Annotated in this window: 13 protein-coding genes and 1 pseudogene; 4 read left to right on the top strand and 10 right to left on the bottom strand. The window is 42.4% G+C overall.

The genetic code is table 11. From position 1 onward, the window contains the following. Positions 1–18 precede the first annotated feature (18 nt). Both murB and AZH43_RS06930 read right to left on the bottom strand, forming a co-directional pair. Positions 19–1,047: a UDP-N-acetylmuramate dehydrogenase gene (gene murB / locus AZH43_RS06935; RefSeq protein ID WP_067668051.1), complete on the bottom strand. Its 1,029-nt coding sequence runs from the start codon at positions 1,045–1,047 to the stop codon at positions 19–21. 10 nt (positions 1,048–1,057) lie between these two features. After that, a complete protein-coding gene (locus AZH43_RS06930) occupies positions 1,058–1,591 on the bottom strand; it encodes a low molecular weight protein-tyrosine-phosphatase (RefSeq protein WP_067668048.1) in 534 nt (177 codons plus the stop codon). Positions 1,592–1,708: 117 nt separating this feature from the next. Here AZH43_RS06930 and AZH43_RS06925 point away from each other — a divergent pair, with 117 nt between their 5' ends. The 3 genes from AZH43_RS06925 to AZH43_RS06915 all read left to right on the top strand — a co-directional run bounded on the left by AZH43_RS06925 (position 1,709) and on the right by AZH43_RS06915 (position 4,606). Further along, the gene (locus AZH43_RS06925) at positions 1,709–2,869 is read left to right on the top strand and encodes an iron-containing alcohol dehydrogenase (protein WP_067668045.1); all 1,161 of its coding nucleotides are present in this window, start codon (positions 1,709–1,711) and stop codon (positions 2,867–2,869) included. 313 nt (positions 2,870–3,182) lie between these two features. Then, positions 3,183–4,010: an OmpW/AlkL family protein gene (locus AZH43_RS06920; RefSeq protein ID WP_067668042.1), complete on the top strand. Its 828-nt coding sequence runs from the start codon at positions 3,183–3,185 to the stop codon at positions 4,008–4,010. A 146-nt stretch (positions 4,011–4,156) separates the two neighbouring features. After that, positions 4,157–4,606 (top strand): acyl-CoA thioesterase, encoded by a 450-nt coding sequence (locus AZH43_RS06915; protein ID WP_067668039.1) that lies wholly within the window; start codon positions 4,157–4,159, stop codon positions 4,604–4,606. On the opposite strand, the gene dnaX is transcribed toward AZH43_RS06915, so the two are convergent. From dnaX to AZH43_RS06885, 6 genes are all read right to left on the bottom strand, one after another. Beyond that, a complete protein-coding gene (gene dnaX, locus AZH43_RS06910) occupies positions 4,599–6,794 on the bottom strand; it encodes a DNA polymerase III subunit gamma/tau (RefSeq protein ID WP_067668036.1) in 2,196 nt (731 codons plus the stop codon). The two genes, AZH43_RS06915 and dnaX, sit on opposite strands and share 8 nt — an antisense overlap. Positions 6,795–6,854: 60 nt before the next feature. Continuing rightward, positions 6,855–7,625 (bottom strand): hypothetical protein, encoded by a 771-nt coding sequence (locus AZH43_RS06905; protein WP_227509793.1) that lies wholly within the window; start codon positions 7,623–7,625, stop codon positions 6,855–6,857. A 58-nt stretch (positions 7,626–7,683) separates the two neighbouring features. Then, a complete protein-coding gene (locus AZH43_RS06900) occupies positions 7,684–8,136 on the bottom strand; it encodes a copper resistance protein NlpE N-terminal domain-containing protein (RefSeq protein ID WP_067668033.1) in 453 nt (150 codons plus the stop codon). Between the two features lie 80 nt (positions 8,137–8,216). Beyond that, positions 8,217–9,500 carry a serine hydrolase domain-containing protein gene (locus AZH43_RS06895; protein ID WP_067668030.1) on the bottom strand — a complete coding sequence of 428 codons (1,284 nt, stop codon included), beginning with the start codon at positions 9,498–9,500 and terminating at the stop codon, positions 8,217–8,219. 82 nt (positions 9,501–9,582) lie between these two features. Then, the gene (locus AZH43_RS06890) at positions 9,583–10,437 is read right to left on the bottom strand and encodes a MaoC family dehydratase (RefSeq protein ID WP_067668027.1); all 855 of its coding nucleotides are present in this window, start codon (positions 10,435–10,437) and stop codon (positions 9,583–9,585) included. Positions 10,438–10,606: 169 nt separating this feature from the next. Next, positions 10,607–11,998 carry a 3-oxoacyl-ACP reductase gene (locus AZH43_RS06885; RefSeq protein WP_067668025.1) on the bottom strand — a complete coding sequence of 464 codons (1,392 nt, stop codon included), beginning with the start codon at positions 11,996–11,998 and terminating at the stop codon, positions 10,607–10,609. A 240-nt stretch (positions 11,999–12,238) separates the two neighbouring features. Between AZH43_RS06885 and AZH43_RS06880 the strand changes: the two genes are divergently transcribed. Continuing rightward, a complete protein-coding gene (locus AZH43_RS06880) occupies positions 12,239–13,780 on the top strand; it encodes an acetyl-CoA C-acetyltransferase (protein WP_067668022.1) in 1,542 nt (513 codons plus the stop codon). A gap of 65 nt (positions 13,781–13,845) precedes the next feature. On the opposite strand, the pseudogene AZH43_RS06875 reads toward AZH43_RS06880, so the two are convergent. Both AZH43_RS06875 and aceI read right to left on the bottom strand, forming a co-directional pair. Next, positions 13,846–14,889, bottom strand: a pseudogene (locus AZH43_RS06875) (OmpW/AlkL family protein); the annotation flags it as partial. Between the two features lie 268 nt (positions 14,890–15,157). Beyond that, the gene (gene aceI / locus AZH43_RS06870; RefSeq protein WP_067668016.1) at positions 15,158–15,580 is read right to left on the bottom strand and encodes a chlorhexidine efflux PACE transporter AceI; all 423 of its coding nucleotides are present in this window, start codon (positions 15,578–15,580) and stop codon (positions 15,158–15,160) included. Positions 15,581–15,661: the final 81 nt, after the last annotated feature.

Genomic DNA, 15,661 nt, shown 5'->3' with positions numbered 1-15,661 from the left:
TTTTGTCCTGACGCCATTTTAATGTGAGCAAATCAACCCATCCTGATCAAACTGTACAGGTTCTGGCTCCAAAGCAATATTAAATTTTGCAAACACAGCCTGCTGCACCGCTTGATAAGCTGCACGCACATGATGCAATGCCGCATTATCATAGTTCACCAAAACCAGCGCCTGCTTATGGAACATGCCTACCATCTCCAATTTTTTGCCCTTCCAGCCCGCCTGATCAATCAGCCAGCCCGCCGCAATTTTAACCTGATGATTTGGCTGAGGATAATGGGGCAAATTCGGAAATTTAAGCGCAATTTGGTCATATTCATTTTGACTGATAAGCGGGTTTTTAAAGAAGCTGCCGACATTCGGATATTCTTTCGGGTCCGGCAATTTACTTTGCCGAATCTGGATAACTTGATTCTGTAAGTTTTCCGCCGTCAAGTTATCTCCCACAGCTGTTTTCAGATCGCCATAATTCAGTTTTAAATCCGCAGATTTCAGCAATTTAAAAGTGACATGCGTAATGATATAGCGGTTAGGATCATCTTTAAAAATGCTGTGGCGGTAACTGAATTTACAATCTGATGCATCGATATCTGCAAAGCATTTTTCATAACGGTCATACACATGCACCGACTGAATAAATTCACCTGCTTCTACGCCGTAAGCGCCAATATTCTGCACCGGAGATGCACCGACCAAGCCTGGAATTAACGCTAGATTTTGCAGGCCAAACAGACTTTGCGCTGTTGTCCACAAAACAAAATCATGCCAAATCTGACCAGCGCCAATACGGACTGCAGCATCTACAGCATCTTCTGCCGTGACCTCAATGCCCTGAATATCCATATGTAAAACAAGCGCATGTATCTGTTCAGGCAAAAGCATATTGCTGCCGCCAGATAAAATCAGCAGGTTCAGACCCTGCTTTTTAGCGTAATCAATCGCTTTGGGCAAATCATCCGCGCTTTGAATTTTGACGTAATGTGATGCGACTGAATCTAAACTGAGCGTATTAAAAGGCTTAAGCTGTACTTGCGTTTGAATATTCATGACTTAAACCTTATTGCTCCGCTTGCTGATTAAACTGAGGTGAAAATTGTTTCTGAAATATCTCAACCCAAGCCTGACTGCTGGATTCACATTGATTCAGCACATGCTCAAATCCATCTTGACCGCCATAATATGGGTCTGGCACTTCCTGCTGCAGATAATTTGGATCGTGCTGGCTCATCAAAGAAACCGCGGCGCGAATTTGTGACGCGCCAAACTCTTTCTGCGCATCCCCCATCATCTGCTGAATATTGTCCAAGTTTTCATAATCCATCGCTAGAATTAAATCAAATTCGATAAAGTCATGAAGTATAAGCTGACGGGCGCGCAAGGCTGATAAATCATAGCCGCGTTGTTTTGCATGCAGCTGACTGCGGCTGTCAGGCGCTTTATCCGGATGATAATTGCTGGTTCCAGCAGAATCGATGACAACATTCAGGTTCGCTTCATCACAAAAATGTCTGAGTAAAATCTCCGCGGTCGGAGAACGGCAAATATTGCCTAAACACACACACAACACCTTATAGGGCGTTTGGGATGACATAACAACCTCAATGCTACTTCTATTTCAAGCATCTTATGTTAAGTTATTTAGCAGATGAATCCTATATCAAGTCTCAAGAATAATGTTCATTTAGGTATAAAAAATAAGGATAAGGCCATGAGTAATTTTCAGTTTCAAACCGTCAGCAGCATTATTTCCGGACTTGGTTCAATTCTTGAACTGAAAACTCTGCTCAATGAATTTCAGCCTAAACGGGTGCTGCTGGTAACTGACCCCGGCATGATCCAGCATCAGCTGCATTTGCCAATTTTAGAAATTCTGGAATCACAGCGTCAGCCCTATGTTATTTATTCCAATGTGCAGGCAGACCCTGCAGAACATATAGTCTTGGATGCCGTACAGTTTGCCAAAGATGAAAAAATTGATTTAGTGCTCGGTTTTGGCGGCGGCAGTTCGCTGGATGTAGCCAAAGTCATTGCAGTTTTAGGCCATTCTGAACAAACACAGCAGCTGCAGGATTTATACGGCGTCGGCAATGCAAAACGGCCAAGACTGCCATTAATATTAATCCCAACAACTGCGGGAACGGGCTCAGAAGTTACTCCAATCTCAATAGTCACGACTGGCGAAACAACCAAAACCGGTATAGTTTCCCCCGTACTGTATGCCGATGCAGCCATTTTAGATGCCAGTTTTACCAAAAATTTGCCGCTGCAGATTACGGCTGCAACAGGCATTGATGCCATGGTACATGCCATAGAAGCCTATACATCTAAAATCAAGAAGAATCCCTATGCCGATATGCTTGCTAAACAGGCATTGCGTCTGCTGAATAAAAATTTACCTTTAGTGCTCAAAGATGGAGCCGATTTGCAAGCCCGGCAAAATATGCTGGAAGGATCTATGCTGGCTGGTCAAGCCTTTGCCAATGCGCCTGTAGGCGCTGTACATGCTTTAGCTTACCCTTTGGGCGGTCATTTTCATCTGTCGCATGGCCATACCAATGCGCTGGTGCTGACAGAAGTCATGAAATTCAATGCGCCTGCAGCTAAGCAGCATTACGCAGAACTGATGCAATGGCTGGACCCCTACAGTAACGGCTGCACAGATGGCCTATGTGATTTATTTATTGATCATATGCAAAACCATTTGGACCACAGTGGGTTAACCTTGAAACTGAGTCAATTAAATGTGCCTAAAAATAAGCTTGAACAGCTTGCAGACGATGCAATGCTGCAAACCCGCCTGCTGCAAAACAACCCTAAAATTTTAGCTAAAGCTGATGCATTGCATATTTATTCATCAATATATGAATAGTTTGTAATTTCAAGAGTTTAATAATGTGATTATTATCACATTATTAAATCAATAATGATTATTTTTTAAACAATTGATTATCCAGAATTATTCTTTAAAAAATCAAACAATTATAGAAACATTAGAATAAACATAAAATATAAAGCACTAATTTATTTAAAAAATAGTTTTAATACGCTTTAAAAAAATCATACTTACAATGTAATTTTTCTATATTTAATGATTATTTTGTGTGAAAAAACACCTAAACTTATTGCAGAGGGTTTCCAGTGGAATTCAGGAAATCCCAAAATAATAAACAGGGAACCATGAGATGAATACAATTTTCAAAACAATTTTACCTTTCACTGCGTTGATTTGTGCTGTGCCTGCAGTACAGGCAGCAACCACTGATGGCAAAACATGGGGCGTGTCAGCCGGCTGGCTGCACATCATGCCGCAAGGTGAAAAACAAGGTGTCAGCGGCAATACCACTGCCCTAACTCCTGTTTTAGGCGCACAGCAAGCTTCTTCTCCTGGTGCAGGTTTTGAAGTTCAAGATGCTGATACAGCTGGCTTAATGCTGGATTATTTTGTCAATGATCATGTTTCACTTGAATTAGTATTAGGCGCTCCTCCTGAAATGGAACTGTCAGGCAAAGGAGATATTTCACTTCCTGTGGTGGGAACAGTAGCCCAGCTCGATCAATTTAATAAAATTGCGACCACCGATGCTTATACTCCGACAGTTACTGCACGCTATCATTTTGGTTCAATTGAAAACCGCATTCGCCCTTATTTAGGCGGCGGCGTTATGTATGCGCATTTCAGCAATGTTGAAGCAGATCCTGCAGTGAATAATGAATTAAAAAATCGCAACCCTCTCGTTGGTGCTTTACTGAACCCCGAGTTAGGCAAAATTAAAGTCGATGATGCTTTTGCGCCAGTTGTTACAGCTGGTTTAGATGTAAATATCACCAAAAACTGGTTTGGAACAGCATCTGTCAGCTATGCGCATCTATCTACAACAGCAAAACTAAATGTCATCGGCAATACTCAAATCATTGGCGCAAACATTCCACGTGACACAATTCTTGAAGGCCGCAGTAAAATCGAAATCAATCCGGTTGTGACTTATCTCGGTATTGGCTACCGTTTTTAATTAATACTTTAACCTTTTGCTTCTTAAAGTCATTCAATATATTTGAATGGCTTTTTTATATTCGCACTGAAGATCTTTTTATTTTCTATTGAATGCCCAGCTAAAATTCAGTACAACAGAATGCACAATTATTTGCAGTTAAAACAATGAAGCATCAAGCAAAACAAAGACAGCACTTTAAATTCACTTTTCCCATTCAAACCCGCTGGTCAGACAATGATATGTACGGCCATGTCAATAACGTCATGTATTACAGCTTCTTTGATACCGCCGCAAATGCGCTGCTTATTCAAAAAGCTGGATTTCATTTAAAAGATTCACCCATCATTGGCTTGGTGGTGAATTCTTCATGCAATTTTATGCAGGAATTGAGCTACCCGGAAATGATTGAAGTGGGTGTCAGCATCGCTAAAATTGGTAATTCATCCTTGACTTATGACCTTGCCATTTTTAAACAAGGACAAAATGATCCTGCGGCGCAGGGGAATTTTGTACATGTTTTTGTAGACCGCCAAACACGGAAAAGCACCCCGATTCCAGCTGAAATGCGGGATGCTTTAAATCACTACTTAACACCCAAAACTGAACTTATTTAAGCTGAATATTTTCCAGCTTACCGTCAAAAGCCGTTAATAAGGATTTTACGACGGGTTCACTATGCAGAAGCTCAGAAGCGCGCTGAAAAGCTTTTCCCTTTCGTTCATGCTGCAATGCATAGGGCGTAAGCTCTTCCAGCGCTTCATATTTCACATCAAAGTGTGTTGAAGGCCATTGCAAGTGCAGCGCTTGTTCAAGCAAATGCTGCATTTGTGTCACTAGGCGCTCATATTTTTGCGGAATATGAAACGTTGACTTGCCGTCAATTTCACCCATCATTAGGCCATGCTGCGCGAGTTCCTGTAAAGCAGGAGATAATTCACTGCTTCTGAACCAATACTCCCACTTATCTACTGTCCACTCACCTTCCAATTGCTGCGGCTGGAGCTTCAAAATATCCTGCGGCATAAGGTTTGAAGCAGCTGGTGCACTCAATGATTCAGCAGGAATGACAGGCTGCTCAGCCACAGCTTGAGCTGATTGAGGTTTTTCATGGTTTAAATTTGATGAAACAGCAGTATCCTGCACATCCGTTAAATCCGATTCAGGCATATCAGCTGGAGTTGATTCAGCTGTTTGCTGCGCAGAAGAATCTGTAACCTGCAGTGTAAAATCATCTAAGGGCGCAATCGCTTCAAATAGTGAGTCATCCGTACTTGCCTGCGCTATTGTCTGATCAGCTTGAGCATCCTGATCTAATCCAAATAGCGCATCATCACCGCTGGCATCAAAAACAATTTGGTCTTTCGATGTCTGCGCAGCAATTCCCGATACTTGATCTTGCTCCGGCTCATCCAAGAAATCATCTGAAGAAGGCTCATCTGGCTGCTGAGCATATCTGTCGGCATCCTCTTCATCCGCATATTCGTCATCAAGATAAGCATCTGATGAGTCAATGGCGGTAAGAGCAGATTGCATTTCGGGCGATGGACTATCTTTTTGAATGTCCTGCAGCTGTATATTCTGCGCTTGCCCGCCATTCTCTGATTCTGCAGATTGAGGCGCTTCTTGAACAGGCCGCTGTGCTGAAGCAGGAAGACTCTGTGAATCAAAAGCAGGCTGCACTTGCTGCGGCGCGGCTGAAACCAAGCGTTCATTGGGCTGCATCGGACGGAATGCCAGCAAGCGCAGCACGCACATTTCAAAACCTTGCTCTTGCGTCACCGCAATTTGCAGTTCTGCACGGCCTTTGCAGGCAATTTGATAATACAGCTGTAAATCTTGCGCAGAGACCAATTGCGAAAGCTGCATAATTTTGGCATTAATTTCTGCACTATATTTTAAGCTTAGATTCGGCAAGTACTGCAGCATAGCCAATTCATGCAATGTCGAAATCAGCTGATCCAGCACCAAGGATACATCTAAGGCCTGCTGTCTGAACTGTATGAGCAATTCACTGATTCGCATTTGCTGATTTTGATGAATAGCCGCGATTAAGTCATAAATAATGGTACGGTCAATTAAACCCAGCATTTCTTTGACATCTTGATGATGCACTTCGCCTTGGCCGTAGGCAATCGCCTGATCGGTTAAAGACAATGCATCACGCAAAGAGCCTTGCGCAGATTCAGCAATCTGCCAAATTGCATCTTGATCGGACTGAATACTTTCTTGATTTAGAATATGAGTCAAATGCTCGGTAATTTCATCTACCGCCAAGGGCCGCAAAGTAAACTGCAGGCAGCGCGAAATAACGGTAATCGGGAGTTTTTGCGGATCAGTTGTCGCAAATAAGAACTTCACATGTTCCGGCGGCTCTTCCAAAGTTTTCAATAAAGCATTGAAAGAGTGCGTAGAAAGCATGTGCACTTCATCGATCAAATAGACTTTAAAGCGGCCTTGAGTCGGCGCATACGGAACGTTATCTAAAAGTTCGCGGGTATCTTCAACTTTGGTGCGCGACGCCGCATCAATTTCAATTAAATCGATGAAGCGGCCTTCATTGACGGCTTTACATGTTGCGCACACTTCACACGGTGTAGAGGTTACCCCTGTTTCACAATTCAAGCACTTCGCCAAAATACGCGCAATCGTGGTTTTGCCGACACCGCGTGTACCCGTAAATAAATAGGCATGGTGCAGACGGCCGCGTTCCAACGCGCTCGTTAAGGCACGGGAAACATGGTTTTGACCAACCAATTCATTAAAATTGCGGGGACGGTATTTTCGCGCAAGTACTTGATACATGTATGCTCCTTTTCACATGCATAAGGATACTGTTTTTTTAGCCAAGAGTGAATGAAGATCTCAGTTGATGGGACTAATTCGATCAATTTCGTCAAATTTAACCACTTTAATATTTGATTTGTTTTCGGCCTGACTTAAAAGAATGACTTTGTCCTGAAATCCATCTAAAACGTACCATGTATTTTTGTCTGGAGACTTCAAAAAGGCTACGGGCGAATTTTGAATCCCATTGAGTTTTAGTTGCGCTGAGTAACAAGTGGCAAAAAGTGCGATTATTGTAAAAACAATGATTTTTAAACTTTGATCTTTATGTATCTTATGGTCTGTGAGAAAGGCTAGGATGCTTCCAACCAATACAGCACACCATAAAACAGAAGTATAGCCGATCCATTTAAAATGAAATAAAGTGACTGCGCCAATTGTTGTAACTATCGTAATAAAAACAATTTGGCCTACTTCAAATCTTTTTTCACTCGACTTTACACTTTGCTTCAACTCTAAATTATCACCATGTATATTTAGCCTATATCTAGCCTTGGGCTTCAAAATCTGCCATTTTTTTAATAAAAATTTATATAAAGCTATTAATCCGCCGACAACCGCAATTGCAGCAAACAAAATGACTGTAACTTTGATAATTTCAAAAATATAAAACGTGGGTGATAATATAGACATCACCCATAGCGCATCTAAAGAATAATAAAAAAAGGCATTTGAAAGCACCGAAATACTTAACGCAACTACAGATAAAACGGCAAACAGTTCAGTTATTGATAATTCTTTTTTAATCATTGCTTTATATGGTTTTGAATATAGATATCTTTCTACCATGGCCAAGTGCAATGGTAAAGACGACTCAATTCAAAATTATATAAGCAGCTTAAAATGATTAAGCTGTCGCCAATTCAAGCAAAAAATCATCTTGCGCGGCATACGGCTGCGCGGTTTGATCCTCTCTGATTTCCAGCATTTGATGATCTAAATCGACATAAATTAAATTACGGCTTTTTACATTCAGCAATTCCAACTGGGTTTGCTCAGCATTTTTAAAAAGTAGTCGGCCTTTTAGCACTTCCACCTCATTATGACCGCTTAAGCTTTCACGGCGCAGCTCATAAGTCTGATCTTGATTTAAAACCAAGTCGACTGCCATGCCGGGACATTCTTCGCAGCGTGAGTGACAGCCCATACATGGTGTCGTTCCGCTGTAAGCTCCTGCCCATAAAGGCTGCTGCACTTTTTGTTCGATCGCAGATGTATCTTTGCCTTGTGACTGATTCGCTTCCTGACAGCCGAATAATGCGCCCGTGGCTATTAACGGGATCAAAACGGTTTTTTTCATAACACAGCTGCATTCAAATTTCTGGCGCAACAATATCACAAATTTCAAAGTTTACGTCTGCCGCATATCCTATTGAAATCTTAAAACCAGCCTTTATGCCCTGTTAAAATCTTATCGGCACATCTTAGTGTTTCTTGGGTTAATGCCCACAAACGATAATCTCCGGTAAGTGAGCCTGTTGGAAAATTATGCGTATAAGCAAAACTTAACTGACGCTCTGGATCGCACCATGCGCCTGAGCCATTAAAGCCAATATGGCCAAAGCCTTTGGATGATTTTCCTAAGCTTAACACCCGGTGATAGCCTAAACGCCAATGCATAGGAATAGGCATAATTCGGTCACGCTTGCGGCTTTGCACTTCACATAGTTTGGCAAAAGTTTCTGCATTAATCAGCTGCTGATCGTTCCATGCTCCCCGATTAGCCAGCATGGCGTAAATCTTCGCTAAGCTATTTGCTGTAAAAGCGCCATTCGCTGCAGGAATCACCGCCTGCATGCCTTCATCACTAAAAAAGCTGAAGGCCTTCATCCCTTTTGGAATCATAGCATCCTGAAAATCCTGCGGGTTTTGACCGCTCCATTGAATTAATCTATCTACCGGTGATGCTTTGCGTGGAGCCTGTTTCTGTACTTTTTTTGGCCCTGCCTGTCCCTGCTCTGCTTGCTGTAAAGCTTCAGGTAAAAGCCTTGGCAATGGCCGCGCAACGCGGGGCAATTGATCGCTAGGCACACCAAAATACGCGCCGTCCAATTCAAGCGGTTCAATCAGATACATCTGCATTAAGTGCGCCAAAGACTGATTGGACGCTTTTTCCAGCACTCCGCCCACCAGCCAGCCAAAAGTTAAGGGCTGATAGGCAAAATCTTCACCAAAGCTGAAGCGAGGCTTGGCCTTGGCCATAACATTCAGCATGTGGCGCCAGTCCTTCATTTCAGCGGCTTCTGCAATATTATTGCGCACATCATATAAACCGCTTTGATGACTGAGAATATGGCGCAAGGTGATTTGTGCTTTGCCATTTTGTGCAAATTCAGGCCAGTAATGCGCTATCGGCTGGTCATATTCTACAATTCCCTGACTCACCATAATATGCGCCAAAGCAGCCAAGACGCCTTTACCTGTGGAATAGCAGATTGATAATGTATCCGCCTGCCATTTTTCATCTGCAGATTTTTGGCCTGTAAAAATATCAACAACTTTTTGACCTTGAAAATACACAGCTAAAGCCGCTCCGCCATAGGCCGCCTGATTATCCTGTAAGCGGCTGAAGAGCTGTGCGAGATCGATAAATCGCTCATCCGCTATACCGTTAAAATTATGGGGATTTGCTGAAAAGAACTGTTTGATTTGATTGATGTCCATATCTTTTTTCCTCTTCTGCGTCCATCAGCGTCTTTATTAAAAAAGCCTAAATTATTGCTAATTTAGGCTTTGGATTAGGCGATTAAAGCGCTTTGACAGTGCCGGTCACATGCGGCTTTTGATTCTTGGCGCTGCGAATCAAAAATTCAGTGTTTTGCCCCTGTTCCGCAGTGAGGAATTCCACCTGCGACGGCAAATATATAGGCAATTTAAACCCAACATCTGCTTCATAAGCATCTGGCAAATTCAAATTAGATAGAGCTCTTGCCTTACTCCACATCCCGTGGGCAATGGCCTGTTTAAAGCCGAACGCTTTAGCCGTCACCGCATGAATATGGATTAAGTTAAAATCGCCAGAAGTCAATGCATAACGGCGGCCTGTATTTTCAGACACATCCCACTGCGCAGCCAGCTTGTATTCAGGTGTTTGGGTTTCTGCCGATTTAGCGCCTGCGCCGCCTGCTGTTTTCTGGCGCGCTAAATAAGTGGTTAATGACTCCACAACTACGTCATTGCCCACTTTGGCTGTAGTGATATAATCAAATTGCACGCCTTTATCATGCGGCTTCAATTCACCGAATTTGCATGACAGGCTCAGCTGCTCATTCACGCCCACTTTACGGTACTGCTTCACTTGGTTGCGGATATGCACTAAACCAAGGATTGCAAATGGAAATGCTTCCTGAGTCATCATGTGCATTTGCAGGCTTTGTGAAAGTACCGCTAAATAAATTGCAGGAATATAGCCATTGTTTTTAAAACCGCAAACTTCGTTATAGGCTTTTAAATGTTTTGGATCGACCTGAAATGAATCCACCACATATTCAACTTGCGGCAAAACTTTTTCACCTTTCGGTTTCTTAAAAATCAAGCCCTGAATGACTTTTGGATAAGCCAAATAAGGTTTCGGCAGCTGACTGAAATGGCGGATATTCATAATAAATCCTTGAAAGTTTTATCTTTATAAAGTTCCCTCTCCATTAAGGAGCGGGTTAGGGAAAGGTAAATTAAAAAATCTCCCTAATCAACTAATCCCTTCTGGCCTCCCTTTAGTAAAGGAAAGCGAAATCCCTCTTTATGAAAGAGGGATTTAGGTGAATTCTGTCTTAAGCACCTAATAAGCTTTGACCGCAAACACGTACGACGTTGCCGTTAAGCCCTGTAGAAGCAGATGATGCAAACATTGCAATTGTTTCTGCAACATCTTCCGGCAAACCGCCTTGGCTCATAGAGTTCATACGGCGGCCCGCTTCACGGATTGCGAACGGAATCGCCGCTGTCATTTGCGTTTCAATAAAACCAGGCGCTACCGCGTTTATTGTCACGCCATTTTTCAATAGTGGCGCAGTAAATTTAACTACACCAATTACACCTGCTTTAGAAGCCGCGTAATTGGTTTGCCCCAAATTGCCGGCAATACCGGAAATTGAAGATACGCAGACAATACGGCCATTGGCATTGAAGCCGTCGTTACTGAGCAAATAATCGTTGACACGCTCAATGGCAGACAAATTGATGTTGATCACCAAATCCCAAAGTTCAGGCTTCATATTGGCTAAAGTTTTGTCACGGGTAATACCCGCATTGTGCACAATAATATCCAAACCGCCCTGCGCTGCCGCAGCTTCTTTAATTTTTTCACCAGCGTCTGCAGCTGTAATATCAATCGCCAGTGTCGAACCGCCAATTTCACCAGCAACACGGTCAAGATCAGCCTGCTGCTGCGGCACATCCAAGCAGATGACATGCGCGCCGTCACGTGAAAGCACATGAGCAATGGCTTCGCCAATACCGCGGCTTGCGCCGGTCACAACAGCCGTTTTGCCTGCTAGCGGTTTTGCCCAATCAATTTCCACTGCATCAGCCTTAGATACGCGGATGACCTGACCCGAAACATAAGCTGACCGCGGTGAAATGGCAAAACGCAGTGCAGATTCAAGATTTGCCTCAGCACCTGCATCAACATAAATTAAATTCGCAGCAATACCTTTTTTGAATTCTTTGCCGACAGATTTAACAAAGCCTTCTAATGCCCGCTGCGCAATCGCTTGTTTTACAGTAGGGGCAGTTTCAGGGGTTGTGCCAATAACCACAACACGGCCAGAAGCTTGAATTTGACGCGCGATCGGATTGAAGAATGCATACAGTTCATGCAGCTGTTCTGAATTTTCAATGCCCGATGCATCAAAAACAACGACTTTAAATTTTGACTCTTTATCGCCTTCGTTAAATGCGCCAAGATTTAAACCTGCTTGCGCCGCAGCCTGCTGAAGTTCCGGATTGTTGCCAGCATAGCTGTTTGCATGAATATTTGCCAATACTTGCGCAATGGAAGCTGACAATACGCAGTTGGATGCCGCCCCTACAAGTACTGCACCTTTCACTACAGGAGTAGCAGACTCAAAACGCTCTAGGAAAGTCGGTGCGGGCAAACCTAAATTTTTGATGACAAATTTACCAATTGGAGATTTTGCGAATGCTTGGTATTGGTCAGTCATGTTTGTATCTCTCGAATAAATTAATTTTTTGATGGCTTTGAAGATATCCTTTTAACTTCAATATGATGTCATTGACTTATATTTCAATAGCCCCATCAGTCTGGTTAGAATAATACTTGAGTTAAAGTTTTGATGACTTGACCTGAAAGCATTCTGCAATGTCATTCCAGTCAATTCAGCCCCCCATTGAATATGTTAATGTACGCCTTAGGAATACTTTTACATGCTTGGAAAAGCCTTATGAGCAAAACAACTCAAGAAAATCCAGCAGTCGAAAATTCTGCTGAACCTGCTGTGTCAAAACCATCAAAAACCACAGCAGCCCGCACGGCAAAAAAAACAGCGCCAGCGGTTAAATCAGCAGCTGCTGCAGCCAAACCGGCCCGTACCCGCACCGCGTCTTCGCGCAGCGGCAATAAAAGCCCTGCTTCGACAGCTGCAGCTACATCAAATACAGCTTTAAAACAAACAACTCAAACTTCTGTTCAACAGGATAAAACCATGAGCCAAAACTCTGTTCGCCGCGTTGCTATTATTGGCGGTAACCGCATTCCATTCGCCCGCTCTAATGGCGCTTATTTCACTGCATCTAATACAGACATGTTTACTGCCGCTTTAAATGGTTTGGTAGAGCGCTTTAACCTGCAAGGTCAGCGTTTGGGTGAAGTAGTTGCTGGCGCAGTTTTAAAGCATAGCCGTGACTTTAACATGACTCGTGAGTGTGTGCTGAATACAGAACTTGCTCCTGAAACACCTGCTTACGATATTCAGCAAGCTTGCGGTACTGGCTTGCAGGCGGCATTTCTTGTAGCAAACAAAATTGCATTGGGTCAAATTGAAGTGGGTGTTGCCGGCGGTGTAGATACTACCTCTGATGCGCCTATCGCCTTTGGTGATGGCCTGCGTAAAGCATTGCTTGAATTGAACATTGCAAAAACAGGTAAAGACCGCTTAAAAGCATTAACCAAAATCAATTTAAAAGATTTAATGGATGCGCCTAAAAACGGTGAACCGCGTACTGGTCTTTCTATGGGTGACCATCAGGCCATTACTGCGCTTGAATGGGGTATTGCACGTGAAGCGCAAGATGAACTTGCTGCTGCGTCTCACCAAAAAATGGCTAAAGCATACGAAGAAGGTTTCTTTGATGACTTAATTACGCCTTTCCTTGGTTTAGAGCGTGATAACAATCTTCGCCCAGAATCTTCTGTAGATAAACTGGCAAAATTAAAGCCTGCTTTCGGTAAAGGCGATGGCCGCACGATGACTGCCGGCAACTCTACGCCATTAACTGACGGCGCATCTTGCGTACTGCTAGCCTCTGAAGAATGGGCTAAAGCAAACGGCCATGAAGTACTGGCTTATTTAACATTCCAGGAAACTGCGGCTGTAGACTTTGTAGAGAAAAAAGAAGGCTTATTGATGGCGCCTGCCTATGCAGTACCGCGTATGCTTGACCGCGCTGGCATCAAACTTCAAGATTTTGATTACTACGAAATTCATGAAGCATTTGCATCGCAAGTATTGTCTACACTTAAAGCTTGGGAAGATCCAAAATTCTGTAAAGACCGTTTGGGCTTAGAAGCGCCATTGGGTTCAATTGACCGTGCTAAATTGAACGTGAAAGGTTCTTCTTTAGCTGCAGGCCACCCATTTGCTGCTACTGGCGGCCGTATTATTGCTACCGCTGCTAAACTGCTAAATGAAAAAGGTTCAGGCCGCGTGTTAATTTCTATCTGCGCAGCTGGCGGTCAAGGCGTGACTGCAATTGTAGAGAAATAATTTTTAATTCCCCCTAATAAAAAAACCGCTCTATTGAGCGGTTTTTTAATCAACAAAACAAAAACTTAAAAACGGTATCCCACACCCAAATAGGTAATAAGCGGATCAATATCAATTTTAGTTGTGGCATGAATTAACTGCTGGCCTGTAGATTCATTCACGACATTAATTGTGGTTTTATTATTGAGCTTGGCATAAGAAACTGAAGCCACACCATACCAGTTGTCATTCAAATCATAAGTAAAACCTGCGGTAACAATAGGTGCAATGGCATCATCTGCATCAACATCTACCCGCATAACGCCTGATGATATTTTACCATCTAGCGCGGCTCCAGCTTTATTATCCAAAACATTTTGAATCATATGGCCCGCTGCTTCCAAATCAGATCGAATTTCTGAGTTGAGCTTAATATCATTAAAATACGCATACATTAAACCAGCGCCAATATAAGGTCTGAATTTGTTAACACCAGATTTACCAAATTGATACTGTACTTCCAATGCAGGTGTCCAAGCGCGCACCGTCGCAGCTTTAGATTTATTGTCAAGATTTGTAATAGGAATATCTTGCTTCAAATCTAAACCATCTGGAAATATAAGATCACCTGATTGACCAGTTGGGGTAGCGTGTCCTGACAAAGGTGCTGTAATGTTGCCTTTCCCTTTAATATCAACCTTGGGAGGGATACCTCCAATGAATTGCAAAGATACATTATCATTAAGGTAATAATTGAACGTTAAACCGAGAGTATCGACATCGTCCGCTTCAAGACCAGTGCCACCTGACTGCCAAGAGTCTAAGCCATTAATTACCGCACTGCCAGATTCACTAGCTAAAACATTTCTATCAGCATCAGATATACCAAACATTCTTAAAGCATCTGCATCAATGAGATCTTGTAGGAGTGTTTTGGTATTAAAAGGAGTATTTGTTCCATAATCTATATTAGTAGCATTCGGATCTATAGAATTTACGAAAGCGCCTTCACTAATTGATCCAACTGTAGCTACAGTGCCATTTTTTACCGCTGTATTAATATTAAACGGATTGGCTTTTCCTTGCGGCATCACATGCAGCCAGCCAGCAGAAACCGAAAAGCGTTTAAAGTTCCCCTGTGTGGCTGCGACCCCTGCCTGTGTTACACCCATTAAAATCAATGGCACAGCAATTAAGCCTAATTTCATTGTCTCATTCCTTTTTCGACATGATGAATTCATAAACAAATTTTTTTTAATCAGCTATTACACTAAATTAATAATTATGTTTATTTTTTTGTTTATTTTTTTATCATACGTTAAAAATTAATATTTCTTATATCAGCAAAGGCCTGAACTTGTCTTTTCAGGCCTTTATAGATTTTTTACATGAAATTTATCAATATTTAGGCTGATAACCTAAGTGTGCTTCTAAATGGTCATAACACCATTGAAAAATGAACGTATAAACTAAAATACACATGGTCATGCTGAAATCCAGCAGAATAGCCTGCCAAATGCTCATTTCCATGGCATATGCCACCATCGGAATGGTCGCCAGCATTAAGCCGCCTTCAAACCCGATAGCATGCAGAATACGTACGCCAACGGTTCTTTTTAACTTTCTTTTTGCTTCAAATTTTTCAAAAAAATGATTGAAAATCATGTTCCAAATCACAGAAGTAACCGCCATGGCAATTCCCAATGTACCCGTCACTTCCATTGGCACTTCAAAAATAAAACTCAGCGCGATAGCAATGATCACCAACAGGATGATCTCATAGCTTAGCGCATGAATAATCCTTCTCTTGGAAATCAACATTTTAAACTCTCATTCAATAATTAGGATGAATGCATTTTATTTTTATTAAATTGATTAATCGAGTAAGATTCTTTCAATATA

The sequence above is a fragment of the Acinetobacter pragensis genome (assembly GCF_001605895.1).
Taxonomy (GTDB): domain Bacteria; phylum Pseudomonadota; class Gammaproteobacteria; order Pseudomonadales; family Moraxellaceae; genus Acinetobacter; species Acinetobacter pragensis.
The sequence above is the reverse complement of the archived record's forward strand: the minus strand, read 5'-3'. Positions and strand labels throughout refer to the sequence as shown.

Bases quoted from the DNA above. Each gene is read 5' to 3' on its own strand.
- murB (WP_067668051.1), bottom strand. From the start codon at position 1,047: ATGAATATTCAAACGCAAGTACAGCTTAAGCCTTTTAATACGCTCAGT.
- AZH43_RS06930 (WP_067668048.1), bottom strand. From the start codon at position 1,591: ATGTCATCCCAAACGCCCTATAAGGTGTTGTGTGTGTGTTTAGGCAAT.
- AZH43_RS06925 (WP_067668045.1), top strand. From the start codon at position 1,709: ATGAGTAATTTTCAGTTTCAAACCGTCAGCAGCATTATTTCCGGACTT.
- AZH43_RS06920 (WP_067668042.1), top strand. From the start codon at position 3,183: ATGAATACAATTTTCAAAACAATTTTACCTTTCACTGCGTTGATTTGT.
- AZH43_RS06915 (WP_067668039.1), top strand. From the start codon at position 4,157: ATGAAGCATCAAGCAAAACAAAGACAGCACTTTAAATTCACTTTTCCC.
- dnaX (WP_067668036.1), bottom strand. From the start codon at position 6,794: ATGTATCAAGTACTTGCGCGAAAATACCGTCCCCGCAATTTTAATGAA.
- AZH43_RS06905 (WP_227509793.1), bottom strand. From the start codon at position 7,625: ATGGTAGAAAGATATCTATATTCAAAACCATATAAAGCAATGATTAAA.
- AZH43_RS06900 (WP_067668033.1), bottom strand. From the start codon at position 8,136: ATGAAAAAAACCGTTTTGATCCCGTTAATAGCCACGGGCGCATTATTC.
- AZH43_RS06895 (WP_067668030.1), bottom strand. From the start codon at position 9,500: ATGGACATCAATCAAATCAAACAGTTCTTTTCAGCAAATCCCCATAAT.
- AZH43_RS06890 (WP_067668027.1), bottom strand. From the start codon at position 10,437: ATGAATATCCGCCATTTCAGTCAGCTGCCGAAACCTTATTTGGCTTAT.
- AZH43_RS06885 (WP_067668025.1), bottom strand. From the start codon at position 11,998: ATGACTGACCAATACCAAGCATTCGCAAAATCTCCAATTGGTAAATTT.
- AZH43_RS06880 (WP_067668022.1), top strand. From the start codon at position 12,239: ATGAGCAAAACAACTCAAGAAAATCCAGCAGTCGAAAATTCTGCTGAA.
- aceI (WP_067668016.1), bottom strand. From the start codon at position 15,580: ATGTTGATTTCCAAGAGAAGGATTATTCATGCGCTAAGCTATGAGATC.